The organism is Telluria sp. AZSoR62, assembly GCF_058111565.1.
Genome location: NZ_JBYTST010000022.1, coordinates 1 through 19,620, shown reverse-complemented (window position 1 = coordinate 19,620; position 19,620 = coordinate 1). Strand labels below are relative to the sequence as shown.

The window sequence follows — 19,620 nt, the reverse complement described above, 5'->3', positions numbered from 1 at the left end:
TCGTAATGTGCCTGCAAAGACAAAAGCGCAATGCTGTCGGATTGCTACGGGCTCGGCACGGCCTGCGCAGCCTGCAGCCCGCGCAGGCGCTTCAGGTAACGCAGGCAGTAGATGCCGAAGGCCAGCGGCGCCTTGTCCATGTGCCGGCGGCGCACGTCGAATTCCTCCTGGCGTGCCTTGAGCCGGTTGGCCGAGGAAACGCTGCCGGCATGGTCGCGGAATACCGTCAGCGGCTGGTCGATCATGGCCGGCTGCGCGGTGGCGCCCAGGCGCAGCCACAGGTCGATGTCCATCGCATACTTCAGTTTCTCGTCGAACACCCCTACCCGCTCGAAGGCCGACTTGCGCACGAAGACGGCTGGATGCGGGATCGAACTGCGTCCGGACACGAAGGCGCGGTAGGAAAACGCCGGCATGGCATAGGGCGGCACCATCTTGCCGTCCTTCAGGATCTGGATGTTCCCGTAGACCCAGTCGACCGGCTTGCCGGCCAGGCTCGCCTGGTCGAAGGCGCGCTTGACGGTGGCCAGCACGTCGGGGCCGTTGTAATAGTCGTCCGAATGCAGGTGGGCGACGATCTCGCCGCTGGCCGCTTCGATCCCCTGGTTCATGGCGCGGCTGATCCCGCCGCCCACGTCGCGCAGCACGCGCTTGTTGCCCGGGTAGGCCGCGATCATGTCCAGCGTGGCGTCCGTCGAGCCGCCGTCGACGAAGATGTGCTCGAAGTCCTGGCAGGTCTGCGACTGCACCGAGGCCAGGGTGTCGGCCAGGGTGGCGGCGCTGTTCCAGGTGCAGGTGACGATGGAAAAGGTAGGCTTATTCGGCATAGAACTCCAAGATGGTGGGTAGGGCCTGGAAAACGTCCATCCCGGCCGTGGCCGGCAAGGGGCGCGCGGCGGCCGGCTGCGCCAAGGTAGCGGCCAGCTGCGTGACCAGCTCTTCCATCGAACTGGAAAGGCGCAGCTGGCCGGGGAAAGCTTCATAGACAGATAGTTCGGGATTGCCGCCGCGCGCCAGCGCCAGGCAGGGACGCCCCAGGGCCAGCGCTTCGAGGATGGTGGTGCCGCAGGGCTCTTCCCAGACCGAGGGCACGACGCAGGCATGGCTGCTGGCCGCCAGCGCCACCACCTCGGCGTTGGGCTGCCAGCCGAGGAAGCGCACTTGATCGCCCGCATGCTCGGCCTCGAGCTGCGCGCGCAGCGGGCCGTCGCCGACCACCAGCACCTGGGCATCGGGCGGCAGCCGCCCGCGCGCAGCGGCGAGGAATTCGCCGAAACCCTTGCCGGTGTCGATGCGCCCGGCCACCAGCACCTGGCCCGGGCGCGGCCTGCCCGCGCGGTCGGCCAGCGCGGCGAGCTTGCGGTAATGGATGAAATTGTGGATCACGCGCGAGCGCGACAAGTCGGCATCGGGCAGCGTGCGCAGGAACTGGCGCCGCAAAAAGTCCGACACGAAGATGGTCTTGTGGCGGGCAAAGGCGCGCGCCGTCTCGCCGCGGTAGCGCGTCACGGCATGGCTGGAAAGCGTGCTGCGCAGCATGCCCGGCGCCGGATGGGCGCAAGCGGCGCAGGCGCGGCTGTCGGTCTCCATGCACACCGCGCCGCCCTTGAAGCGCAGGTGGATCACGCATTCGCTGCCCTGGTCGTGGCGGGTCTGGACGAAGTTCACGGCCGGGTCGACATACAGGCCGATCATCGGCAGGTGGCCGTGGTAATGCACCACGTCGTAATCGCGGGCCTGGGCGGCGAAGGCGCGCGCCACCTTGGCCGCGAACCAGGGCCGCTTGGCCGGGTTGAAGAAGCCGAGCTGGGTCTCCTTCCAGCCGACCCGGCGGAAATCGAAGCCAGGGACGAAGCGGCCCTGGAAACCGATCTCGGCCGCGCTGGCGGCATGGGCGCGGTCCGAGCGGCCCATGATGTCGACTTCGTTCCCGGCTTCGAGCAAGGCGTTCGAGAGCGTGACCACATGCTTGGCCAGGCCGCCGAGCTGCTGGCCCGGCAAGTCTTCGGACACCATGAGGATCTTCATCAGCTGCCCGCCGCCTGGCGGCGCGCCCAGGAAGCCTTGACCTGCGCCCAGGCTTGATGCCGGTCCTCGGGTTCGAGCACGAACAGCAGGCCATGCACGCCCAGCAGCAGCGCGGTCAGGCCCAGGATCAGCACGAAGTCCCAGGCGCCCGCGTCGAACAGCTGCTCGGCCGTAGCGGCAGCCACGGCGACCAGCGCCACCCCGAGCAGGCCGGGCGCATAGCCCTGGGCCACCAGGCGCGCCAGCCGGGTCGGGACCGTGCGCCCGTGTACGTAGGCAAGGAAGGCGCAGGTGAACAACAATGAGCCGACCAGGTGTCCCCAGGCGGCGCCATCGATGCCCCAGCCGGCCACGCCCACGTAGACGATGCCCAGGCCCGCCAGCGCGCGCGCCACCGCGAACAGGCCGGAGATGCGCGGATGGCCCATGCCGTCGTTCACCAGGGACGGCAGGCTGGTGAGCGAGTCGACGAACTGGGCCAGCGCCATGACCGCCAGCACCAGGGCGCCGTGGCGGGCGAAGTCCTCGTTCATCCAGTAGCGCAGGATCTGGTGGGCGAACACGGCCACCAGCACCAGGATCGCCGCGTTCAGGAAGGCCACGTAGCGCGTGGCCTTGACATAGAGGCGGTCCAGGCGCGCCAGCTCGCCCGCCGCGGCCAGGGCGCTGGCAGCCGGGAACAGCACGCCGGACAGGCGAAAGCTCAGGCCCAGCACGCGGTTGGCCAGGGTCGCCGCCACCGTGAAGTAAGCCAGGCCCGTGACGCCCACCAGCGCGCCGATGATCAGCTTGTCCGCATGGACATAGGACAGCGTGGCAAAGCGCGATAGGAAGGAATAGGCCGAAAAACCGAGCAGCTCGTTGCGGATGCGCGTGCGCGGCCAGCGCCAGCGAAAGCCCGGCACCAGCCGCCGGATTGCGCGCCACAAGACCAGGCAATGCACGCCGCTGGCCACCACCCGCAGCAATACCACTTCGAACAGGCCGTACCCGAGCAGCAGCACGCCGACGGCTGCCAGCGGCACCAGGGTGCCGAACACCATCTCGACCCGCGCCGAGATGTCGTAGCGCATCAGCGACTGGGGCACGCTGTTCAGGTAGACCTGGAGCTGGCCGAGCAGGAAGCCGAGCCCGGCCAGCTTCAAGGTGGCGATTGCCTCCGGCACGAGCGCCGCCGGCACCGAGAACACCCCGGTGATGAACCACCCTGCCCCCACGAACAGGCCGAGCGCACCGAGCAGGCCGATGAGGGCGTACACGGCCAGGCCGAAGGACATGGTCTCGACGACCTTGTCCTGGTCGGCGCGCGCATTGTGTTCGGCGATGTACTTGACCGAGCCGGCGGTGACGTTGATGTCGATCACCGCGAAATAGCCGACGATGGCGGTCACCAGCGAATACACGCCGTAACCCGATTCGCCCAGCCCCTTCACCACCAGCGGCACGGTCGCCAGCATGACCAGGGCGGGAATCGCCGCGCCCAGCAGGTTGGCCCAGGCGTTGCGCGCCAGGTTGAGGGACAGGTTCGCGCTCATCAGGCGGGCACCAGGTGCGGCCGCGGCACGAAGGGCTTGGGCGCCGGGTGCGCACTCGGCACCATCTTGCTCACTGCCATGGCCAGGTAGGGCAAGGCCAGGCACACCGCCAGCATCTGGGTCGTGCGCACCTGCGGGAACGGCGTGCCGATCAGGAGGTCGGGAATCATGAAGGCCATGCCGGCCACGCCCGCGGTCGCAATCCCCAGCAGTTCGGGCGGCAATTGTTTCAAGGCGCGGCGCGCGAAGAGGACGAAGGCGGTGATCGTTCCCAGCAGCAGCACAGTGCCCACCAGGCCGCTCTTGAGGGCGATGTGCAGCACGCCGCTGTGCAGGAACAGGCCGCCGTCCGGGTTGTTCTGCCACGAAATGTACTGGTAGCCGGTGTAGCGGCCCCAGGAACCGATGCCGGTGATCGGTTGCGCCAGGAAGTCGGCCAGGGCGAACTTCAGTTCCAGCACCCGCTCGCTCTCGGGCCCGAAGCGGCGCGACTGCATGTCGTAGACCAGGCTGGACAGTCCGCTGGACGCGCCCTTGGTCTGGGTCATGCGCTGCATCCCGGCATAGGCCAGCGCCGCGCCCACGACCGGCAGGCCGGCGCTGAGCAGCTTCATGCGGCGCTTGACCGGGAAGCGCATCATGATGACGAGGAAGGCCAGCACGAAGCCGATCCAGGCGCTGCGGCGGTAGGACAGCACGATGCACAGCGCGGTCGACGCCAGGGTCATCCACTCGATGCCGCGCCAGAAGGCCGGGCGCTCGGTCTTGTGCGCCTGGAACAGGTGGACCGCGGCGATCGCAAAGGCGACCGTGCATACCAGGCTGTCGTTGATGTCGAAGAAGGTCAGGCGAATCTTGATCGCATTCATGTTCGCGTAGACATTGTTCGGGTCGCCCCCGAAGGCCGCCCAGCGCACCAGCCCGAACAGCGCCCGCCCGAGGCCGACGAGCAGGATGAAATGGGCCAGTTCCTGCACGTGCTCGCGGGTACGGAACGACAGCAGGATGAGGGAGATCAGCGGCGCCATCCAGATGATGTTCGAGAAGCCCTGCGGCGACAGTGCTTCGCGCAGCGTCACCCCCGACACCATGCCGACGCCGGCGTGCACCGCCAGCAGCACACACCAGGCCCAGAACCAGGGCCGCAGGTTGCACTGCGGCGCCGGGTAACGCTGGAAGGTGGCGGCCACGCGGGCGCAGGCCCAGGCGCCGAGGACATACCACAGCACCAGGCCGAAGAGCAGCAGGCCCGATCCACGGCTGTAGATGGCGCTGCTGGAGAACACGGCCAGGCTGCCGTAGCTGGTGGAATTGAAGCAAAAATAGACGGCCAGGTAGGGATAGACCAGGAAGCGCGGCCACACCAGGCCGATGCCGATCCCCGCGACCACCGCCACCGAGAGCAGGGTCACGAAGGCCCAGGGCAGCGAGTAATAGATATAGGGGAGGATCTCGTTCATGGCGCGCCGTCGGTCCCTGCCTCAGCCCTGGGCCGGGGCCGCGCCGAGCAGGCGGGTGCGGTCGCGCGGCGCCATCACGCCCAGCATCTCGGTCACGAAGCGGTCCTGTACCCGGTAGGCCTGGGCCTCGTCGGCCTGGATGGTCGAGACGCGCACCAGCATGCCGTCCGGGACTTCGCCCGACAGGCCGTAGGCAAGTTTACGCAGCTTTTGCTGCAGGCCGGCCTTGGTGGCGTGCTCGCCGATCGTGATCCAGTAGGTGATCGGCTCGTTGCGCTCGTGCAGGCGCGCTACCAGGCGCTTGACCGGCACCTGGCCGACGCTGGTGGGCAGCGCGCCGTCGCCCTGCTTGAGCATCTGGAAGCCCTGGGCCACGTAGCAGACTTCCGGCAGGTGCAGCTGCAGCGACTTGCTCTGGTCGCCGCCGTAGGCGATCGACAGCATCACGCGCTGCCCCTGGCGGTTGACATAGGTGCGCGACAGGGTCTGGTCGTAGATTTTCTCGAGCATGCCCTGCTGCTCCGGGTCCGGGGCGAGCGGCACGACCGAGGGGTCGATGGTCCATTCGCCGAAACGCGAAGGGATCATCTGCTCCAGGCTGAAGCGCTCGTGGGCCTGGGGCGTGCGCACCTTGGGCGTCAGGGCCACGGTCAGGGCCGAGGTGCCGGCCATGGCCGCGCCCAGCACCAGGCTGATGGCGTAGCGGCGGTTCATATGGCCTCCTTCATGGCGGGCCGGCGCGCGCTGCTGCCCGGGCCGTCGCCGCCGCTGCCGCCGGTTTCGCGCCGCTTGATCCACCACTGCAGGCCGGAGTCGACCGCCAGGATCAAGAGCAGCGCCGTGACGAACAGCACCATGCCGGCGAAACCGTGCAGGAAGCCCTGCCCTGCCGCATCGCCGAAATAATAGGTGATCAGGGTGAGCGTGATCACGCGGATCACGTTGGCCGAGAACGAGATCGGGATGATCAGGATCGCCAGCCCGATGTTGCGGAAGGCCGAGGGGTGGCGCATCAGGTTCAGGTAGAACAGCCCGAGCGCTTCAAGTGTGAGCAGGGTCTGCAGGCCGGCGCAGGCATCGGCCACCAGCAGCTGGTACTGGCCGATCTGCAGCACCACGCCCGAGCGCGAGATCGGATAGCCCAGGCCGAACAGGATGACCTCGGTGGCCCAGGACACGGCCATCTTCATCGGCATGGTGACGGCGGCCACCAGCTCGCCCGGCAGCGGCACCATGAACAGCATGAAGAAGAAGGGGAACCACAGCAGGCGCAACGTGTCGGCGCCGAATTTGAGCAGCACGATGGCCGCCATCACCGCCAGGATGGAGCCGACCTCGAACATGAGGATGTTCTGCGAGCGGCCCAGCAGGTGGATCACCAGGCCCAGCGCCAGCACCGGCCAGCCAACCCAGCTCGGGCGCGCCGTATCGGCCACGGCCATGGCGTCCGGCCACTTGCGCCAGATTAGCCAGATGGCGAGGAAAAAGATGATGGGGCCATGGCCCTGCTCTTCGCCGACCCAGGCGCCGGTGAACAGGCGGTAGAAGGTGGGGATGAACAGCGCCGCCAGGCCGGCGAGCACCGGCCACCATTCCGGCAAGGCGGCGCGCAGGCTTGTGCCTGGCGCCGGCGCCGGCCGGGCCGCCCCTTCGCGTGTGGTTGCCGTGGCCATGTCAGAACTCCACCACCACGGAACCGACGACTTCCGCGCCGGACTCGGCCATCTGCTCGGCCATGCGGCTGATGCTGGCCACGCGGGTGCGGTGCTTGCAGGCCACCAGCAGCACGCCGCCGGCGCGCCCGGCCACGGCCAGGGCATCGGCTCCGCTGGCGAACGGCGGCAGGTCGTACAGCACCACGTCGTAGCGCGATTCGAGCTGGGTATTGAGGTTGCGGAAGCCCTCGCGCGCCAGCAATTCCTGGGGGTTGGGCGGCAGGGTCCCGGCGGGCATCAGCGACAAATCGACAAAGGCGGGAACGCGCTGGATGACGTCGAGGTCGGCGCGGCCGGCCAGCAGGTCGGACAGGCCCTGGCGCGGCTTGACGCCGAACATGTCTTGCTGGCGCGGGCTGCGCAGGTTGGCGTCCACCAGCAGGGTCTGCTCGCCGAGCTGGGAGAACACCACCGCCAGGTTGGCGGCGAACAGGCTGGAGCCGTCTTCCGGGGTCACGCCGGCAATGGCCAGCGCGCGCCGTCCGCGTGCGAACCAGCGCAGCATCAGCTGGCTGCGGATGGCGCGCAGCGCCTCGACCTGGGGCGAGAACGGTTCATAGGCCGCCACCAGCTTGGGCGAGAGGTTGGCCTGCCCTTTCTGCAGATAGGGATAGGAGAACTGGCGCGCCAGCACTTGCTGGATGTCGTCTTCGCTGACCAGCCCCAGGCGCACGGCGGCTTCGCCGAAGCGGATCCCGAGGTCTTTCTGCATGCGCAGCACGCGCTCGGCGTTTTCGGGCGTGAGCTTGCCCGAGTCGAGCAGCAGCGCGCCCATGCTCGAGTCGGCGGCGGGGTCCAGCGGCAAGGCGGATAGCACGGATGAATTCATCGTCATTCCTCAGAGTCTTCGGTTGACTTGGCGTGGCGGCCCTCAGTTCAGGCGCAGCAGGCGGCGCGGGGCCATCAGGGCGCGGATGCCGCCGCCGCGTGGGCGGGACGGACGCCATTCGATGGTGCCCAGCACCGGGATGCCCAGCATGTCCTTCATGTCGCTGCTGGAGCGCACCGGGCGGTTGAGCAGCTCGAGCAGCAGGGCCAGGCCGACGCCCAGGATGGTGCCCAGCAGGATCGAGACCAGGGTATTGAGCAGCACGCGCGGGCCCGACGGCTCGGTCGGCGCCACCGCCGGATTCAGGATCGAGATGTCGGACTGCTCGGACTGGGCCTCGATGCGGGTCTGCGAGAAGCGCTGGCTGGCCGAATCGAAGGCGCGCTGGGCGCTGTCGAGGTCTTTCAGCATCACGCCGAGCTCGTCGCGGGTCCGGTTGAGCTCGAGCACCCGGGTCTTTTGCGCGGCCAGTTCGGCGCGCAGCTGGGCTTCGCGCTGGCGGTAGACCTGGGCGTTCGAGCCCACGCTGCGGGTCACGCTGCCCACGGCGGCGTTCAGTTCCGAGCGCATCTTGCCGACTTCGGCGCTGGCCGACTGGTAGACCGGGTGGTTGCGCCCGTAGCGCGAGGCCGCTTCGGCCAGCTTGGCTTCGCCGCTGGCCAGGCTCACGCGCAGGTTCTGGATCAGGGCGTTGTTGGCGACGTCGGCCGAACCGAGGCCGCTGGCGTTCTGCTCGCGCGAGTTCGCTTCCATCGCCTGGGTTTGCGCGGCGACCAGCTGGGCCGACAAATCGTTCAGGCGCGAGAGCTCGACATCGACCCGGTTGTTGTCCAGGCTGACGATGCCCTTCTCCTGCTGGTATTTGGACAGGCGCGCCTGGGCCGCCTCGACGTTGTCGCGCAGCTGCTTGGTCTGTTCGTTGAAATAGGACGAGGCTTTCTTGGCCGGCTCGGTCTTGAGCTGGACGCTGATCTTCTGGTATTCGTCGGCAAAGGCATTGGCCACCGCCGCGGCAAAGGCCGGGTCGGCGCCCTTGAAGCTGATCTCGACCACGCTCGATTCGCGCGAGGGCAGGATCTCGAGCTTCTTCAGCAGCAGCTCGGCCAGCCAGTCGCGCACCGAGCCCTTGCCTTCGCTGGCTTCGCGCCACTGGGCCTGCACCGCCGGGCTCGAGGCCAGGCGCAGCGAATCGACCACCCGCAGCGCCACGTTCTTGCTGCTGATGATGTCGATCTGGGTCGCCATATAGCCCGGCATCAGGTTGCCCGGCATGGTCAGCCCACTCACCGGGTCCACCCCCTTGTAGTTCAGCAAAACGGATGCGGTCGCCTTGTAGGTCTTCTGCTGCACCAGGCTCCAGCCCAGCGCCAGCAAGACCGTCACCAGCAGCGTCGACAGGATGATCTTCTTCCTGGCAAGAAGGATCAACAGGAATTGATGAACGTTCATGGCCTTACCTTTGCATCAGTTGCCTTGACAGCAGGGTGGACAAAACGGGTACGTCTCCAAACGGGCACATCTTGAAAACAGTAGCTTTTAAAAACGGTAAATACCTGAGACGCATCGTGGGTGCCGAGAAACCGTAGCGAGCGGCCGCGCTGGCGTTCGAGAAGCGCAGCTGTACTTCATGTACAGCGAGCATCGCAGGACGTCAGCGCAACGCGCAGTAGGTTTATCGGCATCCCACTTCACCCAGCGCGACGCGCAGCAGGTTTGTCGGCATCAATCAAAACCAGGATTCGCGGACGATGATGACATCGTCAACTTGAACCGGATCACTAGCCTTGACATTGATCGTGACCGGATTCCCGCTGGCATCCTTGCGGGTAATCTTCATGCCGTTATTGCTGCCGCGCAGGCTCAGGCCGCCACCGGCCGAGACGGCCTGCTGGACGGTCATGCCGCGCTCCAGGCGGAACGGACCCGGGCGCGCCACTTCGCCCGTGACATAGGCGCGCGGGGCGCGCTCGACATAGATGATGTCGCCGCCGGCCACTTCGTAGTCCTTGTTCAGCTCGCCCTTGCGCACCATCTCGATCACATCGATGGTCTCGCGCGTGGTATTGCCGTTGCGGGTACGCACCAGGTTGATGATGTCGCCACCCTCCCCGTGCATGCCGCCCGCCATGGCCAGCAGGTCGAGCACCTTGCGGCGCCCGTCCACCGCATAGCGGCCGGGACGGTTGACATAGCCCAGCACCGAGACCTGCTGGCTGGCCAGCGTGGTCACCAGCATGTTGACCTGGGCTTTCTTGAGGTAGCCGCCCTTCTCGAGCAGGTCGCCGATCTTCTTCTCGGCCGCCGCCACCGGCAGGCCGCCGACGGCCACCTGGCCCAGCAGCGGGAAGGTGATGTTGCCGGTTTCGCTGACACGGGTCTCGATCGACAGGTCGGGGCTGCCGTAGACCGACAGCTTGACCACGTCGCCCGGCCCCAGCAAGACTTCGGCAGCGCCGGCGATTCCCATGGTCAGTACGAGCGCCGTGGCCATCATCCACTTGATGAATCGTTTCATGATTGCTCCTTCAATTCCGGGTTATCAGACGGTTCGGTGTGCGACTACTTCAGGCCGGCCACGCCACGGTCGAGCGCGGCCTTGTCGGTGCCCGCGCCCTCGGCCGCCGGCGGGGCGACCGAGCCCTGGCCGGCAACGGCGGCGGCATCGGGCGCCACGGCAGGCGCGGCCGGTGCGCCGCCCGCGGGCGCCGTCGGCGGGGCGGTGGCGCCCGGCGTGGTGGCGCTCGGGGCGTATTCCTTGTTCAGGTAATCGATCTTGGCGGTCGTGCGCAGGCGCTGGATCTCGGCCGCGGCCAGTTCCTTGTTCTTCTTGTTCATCAGGTACTGGCCGATCTGCGGGGCGGCCACGGCCAGCGTGACCGGCGCGTCGCGCACCTCGGCGATCGAGATCAGCATGGCGCGGTCGCCTTCCTTGACCACGAACAGCTGGCCCTTGGGCATGGCCAGCAGCTTGCCGGAGAGCTGGGGATTGAGGTCGGCGGTGCTGCGGGTGACTTGTGCGCGGCCATACTTGATGTTGCGGGCGTCGAGGAAGACCGCGACTTCTTCGAGCGAGCGGGCAGAGTCGGCGGCGGCGCGCACTTCTGGGGTCAGGTCGGCGGCCGCGATGATCAGCTCGTTCATGGCGAACTGCTTGCGGTTGGCGAAGAACTGCGGGTTCTTGTTGAAATAGTCTTCGATCTCGGCCGGGGTCGGGCGCACCGGCTCTCCCAGACGCTTCTGCATGTAGGCCTGGGCGATGATCAGCGAGCGCGCGCGCTCGATGGCCTGCATCACCTTCGGATCGCGGTCGAGCTTTTCCTTGGCCGCTTCGCTTTCGAGCAGCTCGCGGTCGATCAGCGCCTGCAGGATCTGCTTGCTGGCCACGGATTGCTGGGCCGCCGGCACGCCGGCGCGCTGCATCTCTTCGTTCAGCTGCAGCACCGTGATTTCTTCGCCGTTGACGCTGGCCAGTGCCTGGCCCGGCTTGGATTCCTTGGCCTTGTCGTCGCCGCAAGCGGCCAGGGTCGCCGCGGCCAGCACCAGCGCCGCCGTGGACAGCAGGCGCCGCGGAGCAGGAAGGGAAGGATGCTTCAATGCCAGATGAAAGGTTTTCAAGATAGTTTCCTCGACGTTGATGTCGGGCGCCAGCCCGCCTGTTGTTATTCGTGTCTTTTATTCGTGATCGGCCCCAGGATCAGGACTCGACCATTCTGGGATCGGCACGCTCCATCCTCTGTACGTCAATTAACACTCTGCTGACGCAGCGCTTGCTGCGGGCGCATCCATGCCGGCACCGCGGCCAGGCCGGGCTCCGGTTCCTGGGCAGGCTCCACGCCCGCGTCGTCCTGCACGGCGCGGAAAGCGTCGTAGGCACGGCGCAGCCCGTCCGGCAAGGGTGTCGAGGCGCGCCAGCCCAGCGCGGCCAGCTTGGACACGTCGAGCAGCTTGCGCGGCGTGCCGTCGGGCTTGCTGGCGTCGAACACGATGCGGCCGCGGTAGCCCACCGTGTCGCCCACCAGCCGGGCCAGTTCGGCGATGGTGACGTCCTGGCCGGTGCCGACATTGATGTGCGAATGCATGGGGTCGGTGTTGGCGGCGTACACCTCGTGGGCCAGGTTCATCACGTAGACGCTGGCCGCGGCCATGTCGTCGACATACAGGAATTCGCGCATCGGCTTGCCGCTGCCCCAGATCACGACCTCGGGCGCATTGCCGACGGTGGCCTCGTGGAAGCGGCGCAGCAGCGCCGGGATCACGTGGCTGTTCTCGGGGTGGTAGTTGTCGCCCGGGCCGTACAGGTTGGTCGGCATCACGCTGCGGTAGTCGGTGCCGTACTGGCGGTTGTAGCTCTCGCACAGCTTGATGCCGGCGATCTTGGCCATCGCATACGGCTCGTTGGTCGGCTCGAGGATGCCGTTCATGAGGTATTCCTCGCGGATCGGCTGGGCCGCCAGGCGCGGGTAGATGCACGAGGACCCGAGGAAGAGCAGTTTCTGCACCCCTGCACGCCAAGCTTCGTGCACGACATTGGCCTGCACCATCATGTTGTCGTAGATGAACTCCGCCGGATAGGTATTGTTGGCATGGATGCCGCCCACCTTCGCCGCCGCCAGGTACACCTGGTCGATGCGCTCGCTGCGGAAGAATTCACGCACCTGGGCCTGGTCGGTGAGTTCGAGTTCGTCGTGGCTGCGGGTGACGATGTCGGCATGGCCCTGGGCGCGCAGGACGCGCACGATGGCCGAGCCGACCAGGCCGCGGTGGCCGGCGACATAGATGCGTGGCGGGCTTGCCGGTGGTGCGTGGGGCGAGGGCTGCGGATTGTTCAACACGTTTACTCCAGTGAAAGTGCAACGTTGTAGCCATGCGATGCGAGCAGCTTGTGGCGGCGCGCCGTATCGAGGTCGTGCGCCACCATCTCCTGCACCATCGCTTCGAAACTCGTGGTCGGCTCCCAGCCCAGGCGCTCGCGGGCGCGGCCCGGGTCGCCCAGCAGGGTCTCGACCTCGGTGGGACGAAAGTATTGCGGGTCGACCGCGACGATCGGCTGGCCCACGACGACGCCCGGGGCGCGGTCGCCCTCGACAGCCGCGACCAGCCCGCGCTCGTCCACGCCCTGCCCCTGCCAGGCGATCGCGATGCCCAGCTCGCGCGCGGCGACCTCGACGAAGTCGCGCACCGAATACTGGCGGCCGGTGGCAATCACGAAATCCTCGGGGGCATCCTGCTGCAGCATCAGCCACTGCATCTGGACATAGTCGCGTGCATGGCCCCAGTCGCGCAGGGCGTCGAGGTTGCCGAGGAAAAGCTGGGGTTCCAGCCCTTGCGCGATATTGGCCAGGGCGCGCGTGATCTTGCGGGTGACGAAGGTTTCGCCCCGGCGCGGCGATTCGTGGTTGAACAGGATGCCGTTGCAGGCATACATGCCATAGGCTTCGCGGTAATTGACGGTGATCCAGTAAGCGTAGAGCTTGGCTACTGCATACGGGCTGCGCGGATAGAAAGGCGTGGTCTCGCGCTGCGGGGTTTCCTGCACCAGGCCATAGAGCTCCGAGGTCGACGCCTGGTAGAAACGGGTTTTCTTTTCCAGCCCGAGGAAGCGGATCGCCTCGAGCAGGCGCAGGGTGCCGATGCCGTCGACGTCGGCCGTGTATTCGGGCGACTCGAACGAGACCGCGACATGGCTCATGGCGCCGAGGTTGTAGATTTCGTCGGGCTGGACCTGCTGCACGATGCGGGTCAGGTTCGAGGTATCGGACAGGTCGCCGTAGTGGAGGATCAGGCGCGGATTATCGGCGTGCGGGTCCTGGTAGATGTGGTCGATGCGGGCCGTGTTGAACAGCGAAGCGCGGCGCTTGATGCCGTGCACCTCGTAGCCCTTCTCGAGCAGCAGTTCGGCGAGATAGGAGCCGTCCTGACCAGTGATCCCGGTAACCAGCGCTTTTTTCATCTTCTTATCCCTTTCGGGGACCCTGTTATGACCTGCTCATCCGTATGCCATGGCTGGCAAGCGGACGCGGCAAGTTGCAAACTCATCAACGATTCTACGCAGGCTCGCCGGCGCTGCAAACACCTGTCCAATCGTGCGCACCGGTTTTAAGGCGAGTTTAAGCGTTTTGTTTCTTTGCCGAACTTACTGCAGAGTTAGCGAAAAATGACACCAAGTTGCACGCAATTAAGTAATCCCTACCTAAGACTCCGGCAACACCCGGCCCTGGTTCGATGCCTGCCCGGCCGTGCAAGTTCACTACCCGCTCAGTGCGCGTTTTCGCGGGTCAGCACCACCTTCACCGTTTTCAGGATGATCCACAGGTCGAGCCACAGCGACCAGTTGCGCAGGTAGTCGAGGTCGTACTGGATGCGCGCCTCCATCTTGTCGAGCGTGGCGGTTTCGCCGCGCAGGCCGTTGACCTGGGCCCAGCCGGTGATGCCGGGCCGCACCTTGTGGCGCAGCATGTAGCCCTTGATCAGCTTGCGGTACTGCTCGTTGTGGGCCACGGCATGCGGGCGCGGCCCGACCAGGCTCATGCGCCCCTGCAGCACATTGATGAATTGCGGCAGCTCGTCGAGCGAGGTGCGGCGCAGGAAGCCGCCGATGCGGGTCACCCGCTGGTCGTTCTTCTGGGCCTGCACCACGTTGGGGCCGTCCTCGGTCACCTTCATCGAGCGGAACTTGTAGACATAGATTTCTTCGCCGTACAGGCCATAGCGGCGCTGGCGGAAGATCACCGGCCCGGGCGAAGTCAGCTTGACGGCCACCGCCGTCACCAGCATCAGCGGCGCCAGCAATACCAGGATGAGGCTGCCGATCACGATGTCGCTGCCGCGCTTGATCACGCTGTTGAAGCCCATGAAGGGCGTCTCGCTGATGGCGATCACCGGCATCCCGCCCACGGTGTCGAAGCGCGCCTGCATCAGGTCGAACACGTACACGTCGGGCAGGAAGTAGACCGAGGCCGTGGTGTCCTTGAGTTCGTCGACCAGCTTGCGGATGCGCGGCTGGGCCGAGATCGGCTGGCTGACGAAGATCATCTTGATATTGTGCTGGCGCACGTAGGCGCACACGTCCGCCATGCCGCCCAGCACCGGATACGACAGCGCGGCGGGCCGGCGCTCGTCGGTGCGGTCTTCGAAGAAGCCCTTCACATCCATGAACAGGTTCGGGTGCTGGTCGCACACCCTGGCGAACTTGATGCCGACGTCGTTGCAGCCGACCACCACGATCGAACGCACCTCGCGCGACTGGTCGCGGCTGCCCGTGGCCTGGCGCACGGCCAGGTGGCTGGCCAGGATGGCGAGCGGCGTGGCGATGAACCAGGCCAGCAGCACGCGCTCGTCGTAGAAGTATTTCAGGCCGCTGGCCGAGCCCAGGAAGTACAGCACCGCGATGGTCAGGCACCAGCCGAAGATGGTGTCGCGCGCATAGGCCAGCATGCGCCCGCTGCGCCAGGTGCGGTAGGGATCGACGTGCTGGTAGACCGAGGACGAAATGAAGAAAGCCAGGATCATCAGCACCAGCGAATATCCGGAAAACGGCTCGCCGTAGTACAGGGTGGCCAGGTACAGGGTCCCCATGATGATCAGGGGGTCGAGCACGCGCTGGAAAAACGAGATGATCGGGATATCGTTGACCGTCATGTCTTACTTCGCAGGCAGTGCGTCAGAACAGCACATTCGCGTTCACCATCACGGTGTTCGCATCGAAGCTGCCCAGGCCCAGCACCGGCGAGCCGCTGCGCTGCTGGTGCTGCCAGCCGGCCGATACCGCCACCTTGCGCTTGACCTGCCAGGTGGCGCGCAGGCTGGCGCGGCGCAGCGAGTCGGTCAGGTCGCCGCGGCCGCTGAAGGTGTCGCGCGGGTTGTAGGCGCGCTCTTCGTAGGCGGCATTGGCCTCGACCTTGATCTTGCCGGTCGCCGCCCAGGTCGCGCCCAGGCTGGCGCCGCGGTTGAGCGTGTAGCTGACGATGGTGCTTTCGATCGGGGCGAATTCGCGCCACAGCGAGGCATCGTAGGTGACCTTGCCGCGCGGCGTGTAGAAGGCGTTCAGGCGGCCGTTGAAGCCGCTGGTCTTGCCTTCGCCAAAGGACGGCTGCTCGCGCCGCACATAGCCGGCCAGGGCCTGCAGCCGGGTGGTGCCGGTGCCGATCCAGTTCACGCGCACCTTCAGCTCGTCCTGGGTGAAATCGTCGTTCAGGGCGGTGAGCGCCCCGTTCGGGCGGCGGAACGGGTAGGTGCCCTTGAGCCGGCGCGCCACCAGGCCGATCGAGCTGCCGGTGCGCGGCGTGTACAGCAATTCGGCTTCGCTGGCGCGCTCGGTGCGGTTGTTGAAGCGCTGGCGCAGCAGCTCGTACTCGAAGCGGTCGCGGGTGAAGCCCGTGCGCACCTTCCAGCTCGGGTGCATCTGGTAGCCGGCGTCGAACCACTGGCGGCGCTGCTCGCGCACGTTACGCTCGTCGCTGAAGAAGTCGGTGTAGGGCGCCAGCGTGCGCTCGTACTTGGCGCCGAGCTGGCCGTCGAACTTGTTGCCCACTTCCCAGAACCAGGTGCCCTGCAGGTCGCGGCCGTCGTAGTCGAGCTGCTGGAAGTGGTCGAACTTCACCTTGGAGGCCTTGGCCACGATGGCTACCCGCTGGCGGCTGATGCGCTTGTTGTAGACGGCCCCGGCATCGAGCTGGCGCCAGCGGTCGCTGCGCTTGCCGCCGAACGCCGGGCGGTCCTTGGGCACGCGCAGCAGGTTGTCGTCATAGCCCCAGCCGATGCCGCCATACAGCTTCAGCCCTTCTTCCTGCTGTTGCTGGGCGAAGGCCTGGGTGGCCGGGAGGAGGAACAGGGCGCCGGCCAGGGCAGGAACCAGGGCGGCGGCGACAGGGCGAAGGCGTGGAGGCGTCATCTTGTTTGTCTTCTCTAGAATCAATGCGCTGGGCGGGATTTACCAGAAAGTCCAGTTGCCGGTGGCGACCACCCAACAACCCAGCACGCCATTGGTGACAGCGTGGGCGAGCACCGCCGACCACAAGTTACGGTACCGCATATAAAGAAAGGCATACACCAGGCCGGCGACGATGCCGGCCAGCCACAGGCTGTGCTCGAATCCGAACAGCAGGCTGGCCACCAGCAAGCCCTTCAGTCCCACGCGGGCCGGCTCGACCGATTCGAAATCGGCTGCCTCGACCCAGCGCATCAGGAAGGAGCGCCAGAACAGCTCTTCCATCAGGGGCACGACCAGGGCGGCGCCGGCGATGCGGATCGCCACCAGCAGCCAGTCGATCTCGCCATTGGTGGTGGGGTTATAGCCCTCGCCCAGCCCGATCGTCATCCAGGGCGTGTCGAGGTTGACCCACAGGACCAGCACCAGCAGCCCGGCGCCGATGCTGGCCAGCAGGACCGAGGGCTTCGGCAAGGGCACATGCAGTTCGTGGTAATGGCGCCAGAAGGCGGCCAGCAGCAGCGCCACGCTGGCGGCCTGGACCGGATAGAGCCAGCGCAGCGCGGCGCGCTCGACGCCGGCGCGCGCGAGCATGTCGCCGAGGACGATGAAGAAGATGAAGGCGCCGAAAGGCAGGATGCGCACCCAGGCGGCCCGGCTCAGGAGGGGCGTGTCGTGTGCGGGTGGGGCAGGATGGGCGGCCGGCTGGGCGCCGGGATGGCGGCCGGCCCCCGGGGCAGGATGGGGGCCACGGGCAGGTGGAGCGGTACGGGATTCGTTGTGCTCGGTCATGTCCGTGTAGACAGGCGCCTGGCCTGCTTGCCCCCTTGGTTAGGCTACTCTCCCCTGGCGCGGGCTTCGATGCGCTCCCATCGGTCCAGGGCGTCGAGCAGCAGTTCCTCGATTTCGGCGAAACGCTCGTTGATGCGGCGTGCGTCGGCCGGGTTCTTCTTGTAGAAATCCGGCGCATTGAGCTGGGCCGTGATTGCCGATTGCTCGTCTTCGAGCGAGGCGATCAGCTTCGGCAGTTCTTCCAGCTCACGCTGTTCCTTGTAGCTCAACTTTACCTTTTTAGCAGCTGTACTCTGTGCGCCAGATGACATATCACCAGTTTTGGCGACTTCGTGCTTGGCGGCAGCAGCCTGGTTTGCGGCAGCGGCGGCCGCGACCGCCGCCATGGCCGGCGCACTGGCGCGGACGCGTTCCCAGTCACTATAACCCCCGACGTATTCACGCCACAGTCCGTTACCTTCCGCTACGACTACCTGGGTCACGACGTTGTCCAGGAAGGTGCGGTCGTGGCTGACCAGGAACACGGTGCCGGTGTATTCCTCGAGCAGTTCTTCCAGCAACTCCAGGGTCTCGATGTCGAGGTCGTTGGTCGGCTCGTCCAGCACCAGGCAGTTGGCCGGCTTGGCGAACAGGCGCGCCAGCAGCAGGCGGTTGCGTTCGCCGCCCGAGAGCGATTTCACGGGCGAGCGCGCGCGTTCCGGCGCAAACAGGAAATCGTTGAGGTAGGTCATCACGTGCTTTTTCTGGCCATTGACCTCGACCCAGTCGCTGCCCGGGGCGATGGTGTCGGCCAGGCTCGCTTCTTCATTGAGCTGGGCGCGCATCTGGTCGAAATAAGCCACGTTGAGCTTGGTGCCGAGGCGCACCTTGCCGCTGTCGGCGGTTTCGTCGCCCAGGATAATCTTGAGCAAGGTGGTCTTGCCGGCGCCGTTCGGCCCGATCAGGCCGACCTTGTCGCCGCGCAGGATGGTGCCGGAGAAATTGGTGACGATGGTTTTCTCGCCATACGACTTGTAGACGTTTTCCATGTCCGCCACGATCTTGCCCGAGCGCTCACCCATGCCGACGTCCAGCTTGATGTTGCCCTGCTGCTCGCGGCGTGCGGTGCGCTGCAGGCGCAGCGCTTCCAGGCGGCGCACGCGGCCCTCGTCGCGGGTGCGGCGGGCCTGCACGCCCTTGCGGATCCACACTTCTTCCTGCGCCAGGAATTTGTCGAACTTGGCGTTTTCCACTTCTTCATTGGCCAGCAGTTCGCGCTTGCGCTCCTGGTAGGTCGTGAAATTGCCGGGGAAGGACAGCAGGCGGCCGCGGTCGAGCTCGAGGATGCGGGTGGCGACGTTGTCCAGGAAGCTGCGGTCGTGGGTGATGAACAGCACCGAGCCGCGGTATTCGCGCAGCAGGCCTTCGAGCCACTTGATCGACATGAAGTCCAGGTGGTTGGTCGGCTCGTCCAGCAGCAGCACGTCCGGCGCCGATACCAGCGCCACGGCCAGCGCCACGCGTTTCTGCATACCGCCCGACAGCGTGCCCATCCTCGCCGCGCCGGCCAGGCCGAGGCGGTCGAGGGTGGTGTCGACCTTGTGCTGCAGGTTCCAGCCATCGGTGGCGTCGAGCTTGACCTGGATGTCGTGCATGCGCTCCATCAGCGCCTCGTCGTTGTCGCCGCCGAACTGGCCGGTGAGGGCTTCGTATTCGTTGAGCATCGCCAGCTGGTCGCCCATGCCGCCGGCCACCGCGTCGAACACGGTGGTTTCCGCGTCAAAAGTCGGCTCCTGCTCGACATAGGCGATCTTGATGCCTTGTTGCATGACGAGCAGGCCGTCGTCGAGCTTGAAGCGGCCCGAAATCACCTTGAGCAGCGAGGACTTGCCGGTGCCGTTGCGGCCGATCAGGCCGACGCGTTCGCCGGTTTCGAGGGAGAAGTCAGCGTGGTCGAGCAGCGCGACGTGGCCAAAAGCCAGTTGCGCGGAGGAGAGAGAAATGACAGCCATGATCCGTGAACCTGCGCACGATCAGCTGACCGTGGGCAAAAAATGTGAAAGAAGCGCCCATTGTACCGACTGGGGGCGTGCAGCCGCAGACTTTCGCCTCGGCTGCCTACCCCGCCGGCCAAGGACTCAGGCTTGGGCGGCGCCGGTCCCGGCAAGCCAGGCGGCCAGGGCGCCGGTATCGACCGGCTTGACGAAGTGGTGGTCGAAGCCTGCCGCTTCGCTGGCGCGCCGGTCGTGGGGGGGGGGGGGGGGGGGGGGGGGGGGGGGGGGGGGGGGGGGGGAAAGAGGGAGGGGGGGGGGGGGGGGGGGGGGGGGGGGGTGGGGGGGGGGGGGGGGGGGGAGGA

At 66.6% G+C, this 19,620-nt stretch carries 16 protein-coding genes; all 16 read right to left on the bottom strand.

Annotation, left to right across the window (positions count from 1 at the left end; genetic code table 11):
- Positions 1-44: 44 nt before the first annotated feature.
- The 16 genes from AC3XQU_RS22375 to AC3XQU_RS22300 all read right to left on the bottom strand — a co-directional run bounded on the left by AC3XQU_RS22375 (position 45) and on the right by AC3XQU_RS22300 (position 19,276).
- Positions 45-827 carry a glycosyltransferase family 2 protein gene (locus AC3XQU_RS22375; RefSeq protein ID WP_489876370.1) on the bottom strand — a complete coding sequence of 261 codons (783 nt, stop codon included), beginning with the start codon at positions 825-827 and terminating at the stop codon, positions 45-47.
- A complete protein-coding gene (locus AC3XQU_RS22370) occupies positions 817-2,028 on the bottom strand; it encodes a glycosyltransferase family 4 protein (protein ID WP_489876369.1) in 1,212 nt (403 codons plus the stop codon). Before AC3XQU_RS22370 ends, AC3XQU_RS22375 begins: the two co-directional genes overlap by 11 nt.
- Positions 2,028-3,563, bottom strand: coding sequence for an oligosaccharide flippase family protein (locus tag AC3XQU_RS22365; RefSeq protein WP_489876368.1), 1,536 nt, complete (start codon positions 3,561-3,563; stop codon positions 2,028-2,030). Before AC3XQU_RS22365 ends, AC3XQU_RS22370 begins: the two co-directional genes overlap by 1 nt.
- A complete protein-coding gene (locus tag AC3XQU_RS22360; RefSeq protein WP_489876367.1) occupies positions 3,563-5,023 on the bottom strand; it encodes an O-antigen ligase family protein in 1,461 nt (486 codons plus the stop codon). The genes AC3XQU_RS22365 and AC3XQU_RS22360 overlap by 1 nt, the downstream gene beginning before the upstream one ends.
- A 21-nt stretch (positions 5,024-5,044) precedes the next feature.
- Entirely contained in the window at positions 5,045-5,737 is a 693-nt protein-coding gene (gene epsI, locus AC3XQU_RS22355; RefSeq protein WP_489876366.1) for an exosortase-associated protein EpsI, B-type, read from the bottom strand.
- On the bottom strand, positions 5,734-6,696 hold the full coding sequence (gene xrtB, locus AC3XQU_RS22350; protein ID WP_489876365.1) for an exosortase B: 963 nt from the start codon (positions 6,694-6,696) through the stop codon (positions 5,734-5,736). Before xrtB ends, epsI begins: the two co-directional genes overlap by 4 nt.
- Before the next feature lies 1 nt (position 6,697).
- Positions 6,698-7,567: a chain length determinant protein tyrosine kinase EpsG gene (gene epsG, locus AC3XQU_RS22345; RefSeq protein ID WP_489876364.1), complete on the bottom strand. Its 870-nt coding sequence runs from the start codon at positions 7,565-7,567 to the stop codon at positions 6,698-6,700.
- A gap of 42 nt (positions 7,568-7,609) precedes the next feature.
- Complete coding sequence (gene epsF, locus AC3XQU_RS22340) at positions 7,610-9,016, bottom strand: chain length determinant protein EpsF (protein WP_489876363.1); 1,407 nt, start codon at positions 9,014-9,016, stop codon at positions 7,610-7,612.
- Positions 9,017-9,293: 277 nt separating this feature from the next.
- The gene (gene epsE, locus AC3XQU_RS22335) at positions 9,294-10,082 is read right to left on the bottom strand and encodes a polysaccharide export protein EpsE (protein WP_489876362.1); all 789 of its coding nucleotides are present in this window, start codon (positions 10,080-10,082) and stop codon (positions 9,294-9,296) included.
- A 44-nt stretch (positions 10,083-10,126) separates the two neighbouring features.
- A complete protein-coding gene (locus AC3XQU_RS22330; protein WP_489876361.1) occupies positions 10,127-11,182 on the bottom strand; it encodes an EpsD family peptidyl-prolyl cis-trans isomerase in 1,056 nt (351 codons plus the stop codon).
- A 125-nt stretch (positions 11,183-11,307) separates the two neighbouring features.
- Positions 11,308-12,399, bottom strand: coding sequence for a GDP-L-fucose synthase (gene fcl, locus AC3XQU_RS22325; RefSeq protein ID WP_489876360.1), 1,092 nt, complete (start codon positions 12,397-12,399; stop codon positions 11,308-11,310).
- Positions 12,400-12,401: 2 nt separating this feature from the next.
- Positions 12,402-13,517, bottom strand: coding sequence for a GDP-mannose 4,6-dehydratase (gene gmd / locus AC3XQU_RS22320; RefSeq protein WP_489876359.1), 1,116 nt, complete (start codon positions 13,515-13,517; stop codon positions 12,402-12,404).
- A gap of 305 nt (positions 13,518-13,822) precedes the next feature.
- Positions 13,823-15,205: an undecaprenyl-phosphate glucose phosphotransferase gene (locus AC3XQU_RS22315; protein ID WP_489876358.1), complete on the bottom strand. Its 1,383-nt coding sequence runs from the start codon at positions 15,203-15,205 to the stop codon at positions 13,823-13,825.
- 22 nt (positions 15,206-15,227) lie between these two features.
- A complete protein-coding gene (gene epsL, locus AC3XQU_RS22310; protein ID WP_489876357.1) occupies positions 15,228-16,457 on the bottom strand; it encodes an XrtB/PEP-CTERM-associated polysaccharide biosynthesis outer membrane protein EpsL in 1,230 nt (409 codons plus the stop codon).
- A 39-nt stretch (positions 16,458-16,496) separates the two neighbouring features.
- On the bottom strand, positions 16,497-17,285 hold the full coding sequence (locus AC3XQU_RS22305) for a CAAX prenyl protease-related protein (RefSeq protein WP_489876356.1): 789 nt from the start codon (positions 17,283-17,285) through the stop codon (positions 16,497-16,499).
- 44 nt (positions 17,286-17,329) lie between these two features.
- Complete coding sequence (locus AC3XQU_RS22300) at positions 17,330-19,276, bottom strand: ATP-binding cassette domain-containing protein (protein WP_489876355.1); 1,947 nt, start codon at positions 19,274-19,276, stop codon at positions 17,330-17,332.
- Positions 19,277-19,620 lie beyond the last annotated feature (344 nt).

What these genes read in the sequence shown, in the direction of transcription:
- epsF (WP_489876363.1), bottom strand. Translation starts at nt 9,016, where the DNA reads ATGAACGTTCATCAATTCCTGTTGATCCTTCTTGCCAGGAAGAAGATC.
- AC3XQU_RS22360 (WP_489876367.1), bottom strand. Translation starts at nt 5,023, where the DNA reads ATGAACGAGATCCTCCCCTATATCTATTACTCGCTGCCCTGGGCCTTC.
- AC3XQU_RS22370 (WP_489876369.1), bottom strand. Translation starts at nt 2,028, where the DNA reads ATGAAGATCCTCATGGTGTCCGAAGACTTGCCGGGCCAGCAGCTCGGC.
- AC3XQU_RS22315 (WP_489876358.1), bottom strand. Translation starts at nt 15,205, where the DNA reads ATGACGGTCAACGATATCCCGATCATCTCGTTTTTCCAGCGCGTGCTC.
- AC3XQU_RS22375 (WP_489876370.1), bottom strand. Translation starts at nt 827, where the DNA reads ATGCCGAATAAGCCTACCTTTTCCATCGTCACCTGCACCTGGAACAGC.
- epsI (WP_489876366.1), bottom strand. Translation starts at nt 5,737, where the DNA reads ATGAACCGCCGCTACGCCATCAGCCTGGTGCTGGGCGCGGCCATGGCC.
- gmd (WP_489876359.1), bottom strand. Translation starts at nt 13,517, where the DNA reads ATGAAAAAAGCGCTGGTTACCGGGATCACTGGTCAGGACGGCTCCTAT.
- AC3XQU_RS22365 (WP_489876368.1), bottom strand. Translation starts at nt 3,563, where the DNA reads ATGAGCGCGAACCTGTCCCTCAACCTGGCGCGCAACGCCTGGGCCAAC.
- epsE (WP_489876362.1), bottom strand. Translation starts at nt 10,082, where the DNA reads ATGAAACGATTCATCAAGTGGATGATGGCCACGGCGCTCGTACTGACC.
- AC3XQU_RS22305 (WP_489876356.1), bottom strand. Translation starts at nt 17,285, where the DNA reads ATGACCGAGCACAACGAATCCCGTACCGCTCCACCTGCCCGTGGCCCC.
- epsL (WP_489876357.1), bottom strand. Translation starts at nt 16,457, where the DNA reads ATGACGCCTCCACGCCTTCGCCCTGTCGCCGCCGCCCTGGTTCCTGCC.
- xrtB (WP_489876365.1), bottom strand. Translation starts at nt 6,696, where the DNA reads ATGGCCACGGCAACCACACGCGAAGGGGCGGCCCGGCCGGCGCCGGCG.
- epsG (WP_489876364.1), bottom strand. Translation starts at nt 7,567, where the DNA reads ATGAATTCATCCGTGCTATCCGCCTTGCCGCTGGACCCCGCCGCCGAC.
- AC3XQU_RS22300 (WP_489876355.1), bottom strand. Translation starts at nt 19,276, where the DNA reads ATGGCTGTCATTTCTCTCTCCTCCGCGCAACTGGCTTTTGGCCACGTC.